We start from the raw sequence: 12,150 nt of genomic DNA, 5'->3' as shown, positions 1-12,150 counted from the left end.
CCTTGCCCGCCATCCATGCAGGGCGAGCCATCCGTTGAAACGGCGCGTCAGGTCGTCACAATCGGGGCTGCCTTGGATTCACCGAGCCGCTCCACACGGCAGCCGATATTTCTCTCGCCCTACTTATGTCGCCATCCACTTCCAGTTACGCCCCTGCGCCGACCGCGCCAAGCCTCACTGTCAAAGAGCAGCAGATCGAATACGGCTTCATCGGCAAGCTGCAGGGCCTCAAGTACGAGTACCGCCCCGACATCCGCGACCGCGCGGCGCTGGAACGCAACTTCCGCGAGAAGTTCGATGCCCTGAACCGGGTCACGCTGACCGATGGCGAATTCAAGCGGCTGCTGGACGACATCGTCACTCCCGACGTCTTCACCGCGTCCCGCACCCTGCGCAGCATCAACGCCTTCACGCGCGAAGACGGCACGCCGCTGAACTACACGCTGGTCAACATCAAGGACTGGTGCAAGAACACCTTCGAGGTGGTCAACCAGTTGCGCGTCAACACCGACAACAGCCACCACCGGTTCGACGTGATCATCCTGATCAACGGCGTGCCCTGCGTGCAGATCGAACTGAAGACGCTCAACATCCAGCCGCGCCGGGCGATGGAGCAGATCGTCGATTACAAGAACGACCCCGGCAACGGCTACGGCAAGACGCTGCTGTGCTTTGTGCAGATCTTCATCGTCAGCAACCGCACCAGCACCTACTACTTCGCCAACAACAACGCGCGCCATTTCGCGTTCAACGCCGACGAACAGTTCCTGCCCATCTACCAGTTCGCCGACGAGGCCAACCACAAGATCACCCACCTCGACAGCTTTGCCGAGACCTTCCTCGTCAAATGCACGTTGGGCCAGACCCTCAGCCGCTACATGGTGCTGATGGCCGCCGAGCAGAAGCTACTGATGATGCGGCCCTACCAGGTGTATGCCGTCAAGCACATCGTGGACTGCATCCACCACAACAGCGGCAACGGCTTCATCTGGCACACCACCGGCAGCGGCAAGACGCTCACGTCCTTCAAGGCTTCGACGCTGCTCAAAGACAACCCCGACATCGAGAAATGCCTGTTCGTGGTGGACCGCAAGGACCTGGACCGCCAGACCCGCGAGGAATTCAACCGCTTCCAGGAAGGCTGCGTCGAAGAGAACACCAACACCGCAACGCTGGTGCGCCGCCTGCTGTCGGACGACCATGCCGACAAGGTCATCGTCACCACCATCCAGAAGCTGGGCCTGGCGCTGGACGAGAACAGCAAGCGCAACCAGCAGCAAAAGAAAGAGGGCAAGGCCACCTTCAAGCAGCAACTGGCACCGCTGCAGAAAAAGCGCGTCGTCTTCATCTTCGACGAATGCCATCGCTCGCAGTTCGGTGCCAACCACGACGCCATCAAGGCGTTCTTCCCCAAGGCGCAGCTCTTCGGCTTCACCGGCACGCCCATCTTCGAGGCCAACGCCACCGCCAAGCAGTTCGAGGGCGAAGAGGGTCAGCTCAGGACCACCCAAGACCTGTTCCAGCAGCAACTGCACGCCTACACCATCACCCACGCCATCGAAGACGCCAACGTGCTGCGCTTCCACGTGGACTACTTCAAGCCCGAGGGCAAGAACCCGCCCAAGCCCGGCGAGGCGCTGGCCAAGAAGGCCGTCGCAGAGGCCATCCTGGCCAAGCACGACACCGCCACCGCCAGCCGCCGCTTCAACGCCGTGCTGGCCACCGGCAGCATCAACGACGCCATCGAATACCACCGCCTGTTCGGCGAACTGCAGGCGGCGCGGCAGGCCGCCGACCCGGCCTTCGTGCCCTTGAACATCGCCTGCGTGTTCTCGCCGCCCGCCGAAGGCGATGCCGACGTGAAGCAGATCCAGGAAGACCTGCCACAGGAAAAAACCGACAACCAGCAAGACCCCGAGGGCAAGAAAGCCGCCCTCAAGGCCATCCTGGCCCAGTACAACGCCCGCTACGCCACCAACCACACCCTCGGCGAGTTCGACCTGTACTACCAGGACGTGCAAAAGCGCATCAAGGACCAGCAGTGGCCCAACGCCGACTACCCGGCGGCGCAAAAGATCGACATCACCATCGTGGTGGACATGCTGCTCACCGGCTTCGACAGCAAGTACCTCAACACGCTGTACGTGGACAAGAACCTCAAGCACCACGGCCTGATCCAGGCGTTCTCGCGCACCAACCGCGTGTTGAACGGCACCAAGCCCTACGGCAACATCCTCGACTTTCGCCAGCAGCAGGCCAGCGTGGATGCGGCCATCGCCCTGTTCTCGGGCGAAAAGTCGGGCGACGAGGCCCGCAAGATCTGGCTGGTGGACAAGGCCCCCGTCGTCATCGAAAAGCTCGATGCGGCGGTGCAGAAGCTGGCCGACTTCATGCAGTCGCAAGGGCTGGCCTGCACGCCAGATGCCGTGCCCCAGCTCAAGGGCGATGCCGCCCGCGTGGCCTTCATTCAGAACTTCAAGGAAGTGCAGCGCCTGAAGACCCAGCTGGACCAGTACACCGACCTGACTGCCGACCACGCCACCGCCATCGAGCAGATCCTGCCCGCCGAGAACCTGCAGGGTTTTCGCGGCGTGTACCTGGAGACGGCCCAGCGCCTCAAGCAGCAGCAGGCCCAGCAGGACAAGGGCGGCGCGGCGGGCGGTGACCCGGACCAGGGCCAGGATGGAGAGGCTGCGGTGGACCAGCTCGACTTCGAGTTCGTGCTGTTCGCCAGCGCGGTGATCGACTACGACTACATCATGGGCCTGATGTCGCGCTACACGCAGCAGGGGCCGGGAGCGAAGCAGACCATGGGCCGCGATGAACTCATTGGCCTGATCCAGAGCGATGCCAAGTTCATGAATGAGAAGGGCGACATTGCCGCGTACATCGGCACCTTGAAGACCGGCGAGGGGTTGAGCGAGCAGGCCATCCGCGAGGGCTACACCCGGTTCAAGAAAGAGAAGGATGCTGCGGAGCTGGCAGGCATCGCCACCCGGCACGGCTTGGTCCCAGCGGCGCTGCAGACCTTTGTGGAAGGCATCTTGCAGCGCATGATTTTTGATGGCGAGGTGCTGAGCGACCTGATGGCGCCGCTGGAGCTGGGGTGGAAGGCGCGGGCGCAGGCTGAGACGGCACTGATGCAAGAACTGCTGCCGCTCTTGCAAAAGCGTGCGCAGGGGCGGGACATTTCGGGGTTGAGTGCGTATGACCAGTAAACCAAGGAACGCTATCCATGAAAAATGAACTCATCCACAGCCTGACCTTGTCGTTCGAAGGCCATGCACAGCAGGCCGACAGTGGCGTGGAGTACTGGCTGGCGCGCGATTTGCAAACCTTGCTGGGTTACGCCGAATGGCGCAACTTCCTGAAAACGGTCAGCAAAGCCGAAACCGCCTGTGAAGTGTCCGGGCACCGGGTGACCGATCATTTTGTTGACGTCAACAAAATGATCGAGCTCGGCAAGGGCGGGCAGCGCGAAATTGACGACGTCATGCTCACCCGCTACGCCTGCTACCTGATTGCGCAAAACGGCGACCCGCGAAAGCAGGAAATTGCTTTTGCCCAAACCTACTTCGCCATGCAAACCCGCAAGGCCGAGTTGATCGAACAGCGTTTGCTGGAGGCCGAGCGGGTCGTGGCCCGCAAAAAATTATCGGACACGGAAAAAGAGCTCTCCTGCGTCATCTACGAACAAACGGGCGGCAATCAAGATTTCGCGCTCATCCGCTCCAAAGGCGATCACGCCTTGTTCGGCAAAAGCACCCAAGCCATGAAAGCGCAGTGGAAGGTGCCAGACAGCCGCCCGCTGGCTGACTTTGCGCCCACCATCGTTTTGAAAGCCAAAGACTTCGCTACCGAAATCACCATCCACAACGCTCGCGCACAGCAACTGCTGACCGAGCGCCAGATTTCAATCGAACATGTCACCAACAACGAAGCGGTGCGGAAAACGCTACTGAGCCGGGGAATCCGGCCAGAAAGTTTGCCCCCTGCTGAAGATGTGAAAAAAATCGAAAGGCGGCTGGTGTCGGCGGAAAAGAATGTGCTGAAAAAGCCGGATAGATTGGGGAGCGAATGAGCAGCGAATCGGAAAAATGCGCCGCGCTGCCCAAGCTGCGGTTTGCGGAGTTTCAACAGGCGGCTGAATGGAAAGAAAGAAAAATCGGTGACTTTCTCACCGAAAGTCGGTTACCTGGCAGTAAGGGCGACATCGCGAAGAAATTAACAGTAAAGCTTTGGGGAAATGGCGTATTTGGAAAGAATGAAGCTATTCAAGGCAGTATCAATACGCAGTATTTTCGGCGAAATTCTGGACAATTCATTTATAGCAAGCTCGACTTCTTGAATCAGGCTTTCGGCATAATTCCACCCGATCTGGATGGCTATGAATCCACGGTGGATTTGCCGTGCTTCGATATTTCTGAGGGGCTTGATCCAGTGTTCTTGTTGGAATACGTCAAACGCAAAGAATTTTATGAAAGACTTGGGGAAACCGCCGATGGGAGTAGAAAGGCTCGGCGTATCCATACTGAAACATTTCAATCATTTCCAATAGCGCTTCCAACTTCGCCAGAGCAAAAAAAAATCGCCGATTGCCTGAGTTCCTTGGACGAACTGATCGCCGCGCAAGCGCGCAAAGTGGACGCGCTCAAGACCCATAAAAAAGGGCTGATGCAGCAGCTTTTCCCCCGCGAAGGCGAAACCCAACCCCGCCTGCGGTTTCCTGAATTTCGGGATGCAGCGGCGTGGGAGCCAAAAGCAATCGGACAACTTGGTGAGATCGTCACCGGGAGCACACCCAGCACCGTCAAGAGTGAATACTACGGTGGTGACAGGCATTTCGTTTCTCCGGCCGACATCTCAGACAACAGATTTATCGAGAAGACCAAGACGACTTTGACCGAATTAGGCTTCCTTGAAACTCGTCCGATAAAGGCAAACAGCATTTTTTTTGTTTGCATTGGTTCTACGATTGGAAAAATTGCACAAAACAAACAGGAATGCGCAACCAATCAGCAGATCAATGCGGTTGTTCCAAGCGCCGAAAACTCCGATGGTTTTGTTTACTACGCGATTAGTGGCATTGCTGACAAGATCGCCAATATTGCTGGGAAACAGGCGGTTCCTATAGTCAATAAGTCGCTGTTTTCATCTGTGGGGCTGAGTGTTCCCAATCTACCAGAGCAGAAGCGCATTGCAGATTGCATGTCGTCACTTGACGAAACGATCTTCACCAATTCCCAAGTGCTCGAAGCCCTCAAGAACCACAAGAAAGGGCTGATGCAGCAGCTGTTCCCATCTCTGGAGGAGGAAAAGTGAGCCACGAACTGATCGCCAAGGAAATTGAGGGGGCCAAAGAGCGGATCACGCTCATTTACGCTTTCAATGCGACCGGCAAAACCAGGCTGTCTGTTGCCTACAAGAATGCCACCAAGTACAAGAGCGGCGAACATGCGGGGGTTTATTACAACGCCTACAGCGAAGACCTCTTCGTATGGGACAACGATTCTGAAAACGGCGATGTCAATATCCAACTGGATATTCGAAAGAGCAGCCTAAACCGCTTTCACAGTTCACTCACTGAGGACGACATTCGGGACAAGCTCAACCGATTCCGGCCTGACTATCGGTTTGACTTTATTCCTCACGCAAACCCTGAGGACGGCATCAAGTCTGTGATGTTTTTTCATGAAGTCGCTGATCCTACTGATCCGAACAAGATCTTTAAGGTGCCATTCAAGATCTCACGGGGTGAGGAACGGATTTTTGTCTGGTGCTTCTTTCTCGCGCTTTTCGAGGTCGAAGGATGGGCGGACAAACAGTCGTCCCATTTTTTTATTGATGATCCCGTCTCAAGTTTGGACGATCACAACATCTTCATCACAGCGTCGACCATTTACGACCTGATCGAAGAGCATCATGAGAAGAGAAAGTTCGTTATCACGACGCACCACATTGGATTCTTTTCAATTCTTTCGGACATGCTGACAAAGGGAGAAAAGGCTTCAAAGTTCAAGAAGCTGACCCGAGTCTGCACACTCAGTCTCAAGGGTAATGAAATCTCGCTGGAGAGTTGCCAGAAGGATGTCTTCTTGTATCACCTCCGCCTTCTCCAAGTTCTGAATCAGGCGCATGCAACTGGTGCAGTGAAGGCATATCACTTCGCGCTGCTTCGTCAGATTCTTGAAAATGTGGCGTCGTTCCTTGATGTGGGCCAGTTTGGCTATGTCTTAAAGCAGATAGGAATCGTTGATGCGGATGAAGTTGCCGCCATCGTCAATACCCTGTCTCACAAAAAGGTCTACTACTTTGAATCGGATGAATTGAACGCCGATTCGCTCAAGACATTTGAGAAAATTTTTACCGGTCTGAAGGAAAAGTATCAGTTCGTTTTGCATACGCCCGCACCGGATGCGACGCCTCTGGTAGCACCGGAACCGGTTGCGATGGCATGACTGATTTGATCCTCTACATCACCGAGGACGGCCGCAGCCAGATCAAGCTGCGGTCCGACCTGGGCACGGTGCGGCTCACACAGTTAGAAATGGCAGAGCTGTTTGACGCCACCAAGCAAAACATCTCGCTGCACCTCAAAAACCTCTTTGAAGACGGCGAATTGGATGCGAATTCAGTTGTCAAGGAATCCTTGATCACTGCCGCCGACGGCAAGAGCTACCAGACGCAGCTCTACAACCTCGACGCCATCCTCGCCGTGGGCTACCGCGTGCGCTCGCCACGCGGCGTGCAGTTCCGCCGCTGGGCGTCCACCGTGCTCAAGGAGTTTCTGGTCAAGGGCTTCGTGATGGACGACGAGCGGCTGAAGAACCCGGATGGCCGCCCGGATTACTTCGACGAGATGCTGGCGCGCATCCGGGACATTCGGGCCTCGGAAAAGCGCTTTTACCAAAAGGTGCGCGATCTGCTGGCGCTCTCCAGCGACTACGACAAGACCGACCAGACCACGCAGACGTTCTTCGCCACGGTGCAGAACCTGCTGCTGTACGCAGTGACGCAGAAGACGGCGGCGGAGATCATCACCGCCCGCGCTGACAGTAGTGATCCGAACTTCGGCCTGCTGAACTGGAAGGGCGCGCAGGTGCGCAAGCAGGACATTCTGGTCGCCAAGAACTACCTGACCGAGGACGAGATCGACACGCTGAACCGGCTGGTGGTGATCTTTCTGGAAACGGCAGAGCTGCGCACCAAGAGCCGCCAGGAGATTCGCATGGCTTTCTGGCAGCAGAACGTGGGCCAGATCATCGGCTCCAACGGCTTTCCGCTGCTGGCCAACGCTGGCGGCATCAGCCACGCGCAGATGGAACGGAAAACCGAGGCGCTTTACCAGGACTTCGACCAGCGCCGCCAACACCAGGAAGCCCTGCGCGCCGACCAGCAGGACGAGGTTGACTTGAAGGCGCTGGAAAACACGATCAAGAAACGCCCCAAACCATGACGGTGGTCACCATTTTTCGCACGGGCATCGCGATGGCGAAGTCGGGTGCGAGAAACGGCCGATGGCTGGGCCCAAGGACGGCAGAATCTTCCATGAAGAAAACGCAGAAAAACCATGACTGACGAGATTGAACTCATCCACTCGCCCCTGACGCAGACCTACCGTGCGGACGGGCACACGCTGCACATTCAGATCTACCGCAGCTCTGATTCACCCTGGGTGCTGGAGGTAGAGGACGAACTGGGTACCTCCACCGTGTGGGAAGACCCGTTTGAGACGGACAAGGCGGCATTGGAAACAGCGCTTCTGGCCATTGAGTCCGAGGGCATTCGCAAATTTGTCGTCGATGCCCACGAGGCGGCGCAAGACGCGGCACCCGACCAACTGCATGCCTTGGCGCAACAGGGCGCTGCGCCGGCGCCACTGGGCGTCAACGATTTGTTCGTTCCGTTGACCGAGGAAGAACTGGCAGAGCTGGACCAGTTTCTGTTGCATGAACTGGAAACCGAAGAGGGCATGACGCTGGACACGCTCGATGGCTACTTGCATGCCATTGCCATCGCGCCGGAGTTCATCCATCCCGACCAATGGCTGCCCAAAGTGTGGGGATACGGCGATGCCATGATGCCGCCCATGCCCAGTCTGGACGCTTTCAACCGCCTTCTGGGCTTGGTCATGCGCCACTACAACGGCATCGTTTCGGGGTTCGCGGCGCAGCCACCCATGCTCTCGCCGATATGGGGAATTCGCGCCACCGACCATGGCGAGTTCGACGATGCCGAAATGTGGGCCTACGGCTTTTGCGAAGGGGTCCAGCTCAACCGGCCTGCATGGCAGCCACTGCTGCGCGACCCCGAGGGTCAGCGCTGGTATCGCCCGATCGGCTTGTTGGGGGAGGGCGAGTTTTCAGCCGACCAGGATGCATTGACCAGGACCCCGCAGCAGCGCCATGCCCTGGCGGCCGATATTGGCCCCAGCCTGTTGCAAATCCACGCCTTTTGGCTGCCGGTGCGGCATGCTGCCAGCGAGCGCCAGCCATTTCAGCGCTCGGGCCACAAAGTGGGCCGCAACGAGCCGTGCCCCTGTGGCAGCGACAAGAAGTTCAAGAAGTGCTGTGGCGCACCCTCGAAACTGCATTGACGCCACGCACCCTATTGAAGAGCCGAAGAGCCGAATGACCGACCACAACCAAAAACAACTGGGCAAGACGCTCTGGGCCATTGCCGACCAATTGCGTGGCGCGATGGACGCGGACGATTTCCGCGACTACATGCTGTCGTTCCTGTTCCTGCGCTATCTGTCGGACAACTACGAAACCGCAGCCAAGAAGGAACTGGGCAAGGATTATCCGAAGCCGAAGGCTGAAGACCGCCGTGCACCGCTGGCCATCTGGTATGCCGACAACGCGGCCGATGTGCCTGCGTTCGAAAAACAGATGCGCCGCAAGGTGCATTACGTGATCGAGCCGCAGCACCTGTGGAGCAGCATCGCCCACATGGCGCGCACACGCAGCATGCGGGGTTGCTGAACACGCTGCAGGAGGGTTTCAAATACATCGAAACCCAGTCGTTCCAGAGCACGTTCGGCGGGCTGTTTTCGGAGATCGACCTGGGCTCGCCCAAGCTGGGCAAGGGCTACACCGAGCGCAATGCCAAGCTCTGCACCGTCATCCAGAAGATCGCGGAGGGGCTGGCCGACTTTTCGACCGACATCGATGCGCTGGGCGATGCGTATGAATACCTGATCGGCCAGTTTGCCGCCGGCTCGGGCAAGAAGGCCGGCGAGTTCTATACGCCGCAGCAGATCTCGGACATCCTCTCCACGATAGTCACGCTCGACAGCCAGGAGCCCAGGACGGGCGCGCGCCCGCGTCTCGACAGCGTGATGGATTTCGCCTGCGGCTCGGGTTCGCTGTTGCTGAACATCCGCAAGAGGATGAAGCAGGCGGGCGGGGACATCGGCAAGATCCACGGCCAGGAAAAGAACATCACCACCTACAACCTGGCACGCATGAACATGCTGTTGCATGGGGTGAAGGACACCGAGTTCGAGATCTACCACGGCGACACGCTGACCAACGACTGGGACATGCTGCGCGAGCTGAACCCGGCCAAGAAGCCGAGCTTCGACGCCATCGTGGCCAACCCGCCGTTCAGCTACCGCTGGGACCCCACGGATGCGCTGGCCGAAGACGTGCGCTTCAAGAACCACGGCATGGCACCCAAGTCGGCGGCCGACTTCGCCTTTCTGCTGCACGGCTTTCACTTTCTGAAGGACGAGGGCGTGATGGCCATCATCCTGCCGCACGGCGTGCTGTTCCGGGGCGGGGCCGAGGAGCGCATCCGCACCAAGCTGCTGAAGGACGGGCACATCGACACGGTGATCGGCCTGCCCGCCAACCTGTTCTATTCCACCGGCATTCCGGTGTGCATCCTGGTGCTGAAGAAGTGCAAGAAGCCGGACGACGTGCTGTTCATCAATGCCAGCGGCCCGGAGCACTTCGTCAAAGGCAAGCGCCAGAACCAGCTGACGCAGGACCACATCGACAAGATCATCAAGACCTACCAGTTCCGCGAGGAAGAGACGCGGTACGCGCGCCGCGTGGAGATGGCCGAGATCGAGAAGAACGACTTCAACCTGAATATTTCGCGCTACATCAGCACGGCGGTGGGCGAGGCGGAGATTGACTTGGCGGCAACACACGCCGAATTGGTGGAAATCGAGAAAGCCATCGCAGCGGCCAAGCAGAAACACAATGCTTTCTTGAAAGAGCTGGGGTTGAGTCTTTTGCCGTAGCCGTTACGGCGCCGACTCACGCAGCCGCCGGCCTTTTCTATCGGCAATGCGAGACCTGGGAACATTGCCAACGGTTGGGCCCCTGGCGAATCGGTGGACCCTGAAGGCTTTCTGCTTGACCGCCTCGGCCGTGCGGATCAGGCCTCGTGTGCATCGATGCCAAGCCGATGTTTGCGATTGCGCCAGTCCCGCAGTCGGTCACCGGATGCCTTGATGCGCTGAACCAGCGGTCCATCGAGACCGTCTGCCAAGGCATCTTCGAGTTGGGCATCGACGACCGTCTGCGCGTGCGCTGCCAGCGCGTGCCATGCCTGCGGCGCCATCAAACGATGGGCGGCCGCCAGCGCATCGCACGATGGCGAGCAGGCCAGCGACAGCTTGCGGACCGCATTGAGGGCGAAGGGCGGGCACAGCACCGCCTGCATCGCCACTGAGTTCGCGGTCCGCCGCGGCGTGTGGCCGCGTCGTGCGTGCCGCCTGGCCAGCACCGCGATCCAGAGCGCAAAGCCGTAGATCAGCCCGAGGACGGCCAACTGAGCCGCATCGCTGGGCCACACGAAAAGGGCTGCCGGCAGCAGCGCGAACAGCACGATGCCGAGCGCGTAAAGCGGCACGGCGAAGCCGCTGAAGCTCGCGGCATGCGCCTGCAGTGCCTGAACGGCCTCTGCATTGCCGGGCAATTGCACCTGTGCCGGGTCCCAGCGCAGCCGGTACACCGGCCGGTGCGGCTGCAGCAGCGCCGGCCAGGCCAGGTAGGCCCAGCGGACCTCGAAAGCCTGCCCGGCCAGCAGGCCGTGCCAACCCGAACGGCCGGGGTGCAGTTGGCCGGCGTCCGCCGAGAGCGGCACGCAGGCGTCGTACAGGTAGAACGCGCAGATGGCGAGCATCACCTGCGCTTCGGGGCCGATGGGAAGGAACACGGGGTACCGCGCAGCCTCAGGCTTCCTTCTTGCCCCGGCCGAAGAGCTTGCCGATGGCGCCGAAGAAGGCGGCCACGCCGACGAGCAGGAACTTCCAGAATGCGGCGATGAAGCCGCCGATGATCGTCCACAGCCCCTTCTTGGTGGCCACGGCGGCCGCGCCGCCCAGCACCAGCGCACCCAGGCCGATCTTGGCGAGTTTGTCGCCGTTCTTGAACTCGGAATAGGTCTGGCCACTGTTGTAGTTGAAGCCCGTGAGCACCTGCTTGAATTGCTCGGTGTCCTGGGTCAGGCTCTGCGGGTCGGACACGAGGATGGCGCTCATCACACCCGTGCGGCCCAGAATGCGCGAGGTGTAGTTGACGGCCCGGTGGCCGCTTTCATCGCGCAGGCGCAGGCCCCATTCCAGGCGCTTGCTTTGCGAGTCGTAATGCGGCTCGACCTGCCAGCCTTCGGTGTACAGGGCTTCCATGCCCAGCTTCTTGCGCTGCTTGTTGCCTTCCACATCGGCGGCCTTGATGGAGGAGAGCAACTCGGGCGCGTCGATCTTTTCGTCGTCCTTGATGTAGCCCGTGTCGTCGAACGAGAACACGGCGAACCAGTCCAGCGAGCGGGGGGCGATCAGGTAGTGGTGGGGCGTGGGCGGATTGCCGTACAGCTCCAGCAGCTTCGCCGTGTCCTTGTCGTCGAGGAAGGCATAGCCTTTTGGAATCTTGATGGTGGCGTTGCTGCCGATGGTTCCCTGGCCCTGGTCGATCCAGTGCAGGGCTTTCACCTGTTCGGCGATTTTTTCCTGGCGCTGCGATTCGGCGCCTTGGGCCCAGACGCCCACGGACATGCTGATGCCGATGATGGCCGTAGCCAATGACTTGATCATTTCTAACTCTGTTATGAATTGGTTTTTGGAGGTTGCGCGCAGGCCTTCCGCCAGCCCATGGCTTTCAGCGGACACCTCTCTCTGGCCCGGGCGCAGCGTGA

At 59.2% G+C, this 12,150-nt stretch carries 9 protein-coding genes and 1 pseudogene; 8 read left to right on the top strand and 2 right to left on the bottom strand.

The window, feature by feature from the left end; all coding sequences use genetic code 11:
- Window positions 1–125 precede the first annotated feature (125 nt).
- The 8 genes and pseudogenes from AVHM3334_RS17495 to AVHM3334_RS17460 all read left to right on the top strand — a co-directional run bounded on the left by AVHM3334_RS17495 (window position 126) and on the right by AVHM3334_RS17460 (window position 10,252).
- Window positions 126–3,218 (top strand): type I restriction endonuclease subunit R, encoded by a 3,093-nt coding sequence (locus AVHM3334_RS17495; protein ID WP_284414405.1) that lies wholly within the window; start codon window positions 126–128, stop codon window positions 3,216–3,218.
- A 17-nt stretch (window positions 3,219–3,235) separates the two neighbouring features.
- Window positions 3,236–4,081 carry a DNA damage-inducible protein D gene (gene dinD / locus AVHM3334_RS17490; RefSeq protein ID WP_284414403.1) on the top strand — a complete coding sequence of 282 codons (846 nt, stop codon included), beginning with the start codon at window positions 3,236–3,238 and terminating at the stop codon, window positions 4,079–4,081.
- Window positions 4,078–5,322, top strand: a complete 1,245-nt coding sequence (locus AVHM3334_RS17485) for a restriction endonuclease subunit S (RefSeq protein WP_284414401.1) — start codon at window positions 4,078–4,080, stop codon at window positions 5,320–5,322. The genes dinD and AVHM3334_RS17485 overlap by 4 nt, the downstream gene beginning before the upstream one ends.
- Complete coding sequence (locus AVHM3334_RS17480) at window positions 5,319–6,458, top strand: AAA family ATPase (RefSeq protein WP_284414399.1); 1,140 nt, start codon at window positions 5,319–5,321, stop codon at window positions 6,456–6,458. The genes AVHM3334_RS17485 and AVHM3334_RS17480 overlap by 4 nt, the downstream gene beginning before the upstream one ends.
- Window positions 6,455–7,456, top strand: coding sequence for a virulence RhuM family protein (locus tag AVHM3334_RS17475; RefSeq protein WP_284414397.1), 1,002 nt, complete (start codon window positions 6,455–6,457; stop codon window positions 7,454–7,456). Before AVHM3334_RS17480 ends, AVHM3334_RS17475 begins: the two co-directional genes overlap by 4 nt.
- Window positions 7,453–7,578 carry a hypothetical protein gene (locus AVHM3334_RS17470; RefSeq protein WP_284414395.1) on the top strand — a complete coding sequence of 42 codons (126 nt, stop codon included), beginning with the start codon at window positions 7,453–7,455 and terminating at the stop codon, window positions 7,576–7,578. The genes AVHM3334_RS17475 and AVHM3334_RS17470 overlap by 4 nt, the downstream gene beginning before the upstream one ends.
- Window positions 7,571–8,596, top strand: coding sequence for a UPF0149 family protein (locus AVHM3334_RS17465; protein ID WP_284414393.1), 1,026 nt, complete (start codon window positions 7,571–7,573; stop codon window positions 8,594–8,596). The genes AVHM3334_RS17470 and AVHM3334_RS17465 overlap by 8 nt, the downstream gene beginning before the upstream one ends.
- A 34-nt stretch (window positions 8,597–8,630) precedes the next feature.
- Window positions 8,631–10,252, top strand: a pseudogene (locus tag AVHM3334_RS17460) (type I restriction-modification system subunit M).
- A gap of 137 nt (window positions 10,253–10,389) precedes the next feature.
- Here the strand turns inward: AVHM3334_RS17460 and AVHM3334_RS17455 are convergent.
- Together AVHM3334_RS17455 and AVHM3334_RS17450 are read right to left on the bottom strand one after the other, a co-directional pair.
- Window positions 10,390–11,172, bottom strand: a complete 783-nt coding sequence (locus AVHM3334_RS17455; protein WP_284414391.1) for a hypothetical protein — start codon at window positions 11,170–11,172, stop codon at window positions 10,390–10,392.
- 16 nt (window positions 11,173–11,188) lie between these two features.
- A complete protein-coding gene (locus AVHM3334_RS17450; protein WP_284414389.1) occupies window positions 11,189–12,049 on the bottom strand; it encodes a DUF2167 domain-containing protein in 861 nt (286 codons plus the stop codon).
- Between the last annotated feature and the right edge of the window lie 101 nt (window positions 12,050–12,150).

Origin of the sequence: Acidovorax sp. SUPP3334 (assembly GCF_030159055.1) — a bacterium.
Lineage (GTDB): Bacteria > Pseudomonadota > Gammaproteobacteria > Burkholderiales > Burkholderiaceae_C > Paracidovorax.
Note: the sequence above shows the minus strand (reverse complement) of the source record. Positions and strands in the feature narration are given on the sequence as shown.

Excerpts from the sequence above, each read along its gene's own strand:
- AVHM3334_RS17475 (WP_284414397.1), top strand. The coding sequence starts at position 6,455 with ATGACTGATTTGATCCTCTACATCACCGAGGACGGCCGCAGCCAGATC.
- AVHM3334_RS17450 (WP_284414389.1), bottom strand. The coding sequence starts at position 12,049 with ATGATCAAGTCATTGGCTACGGCCATCATCGGCATCAGCATGTCCGTG.
- AVHM3334_RS17495 (WP_284414405.1), top strand. The coding sequence starts at position 126 with ATGTCGCCATCCACTTCCAGTTACGCCCCTGCGCCGACCGCGCCAAGC.
- AVHM3334_RS17470 (WP_284414395.1), top strand. The coding sequence starts at position 7,453 with ATGACGGTGGTCACCATTTTTCGCACGGGCATCGCGATGGCGAAGTCG.
- dinD (WP_284414403.1), top strand. The coding sequence starts at position 3,236 with ATGAAAAATGAACTCATCCACAGCCTGACCTTGTCGTTCGAAGGCCAT.
- AVHM3334_RS17465 (WP_284414393.1), top strand. The coding sequence starts at position 7,571 with ATGACTGACGAGATTGAACTCATCCACTCGCCCCTGACGCAGACCTAC.
- AVHM3334_RS17485 (WP_284414401.1), top strand. The coding sequence starts at position 4,078 with ATGAGCAGCGAATCGGAAAAATGCGCCGCGCTGCCCAAGCTGCGGTTT.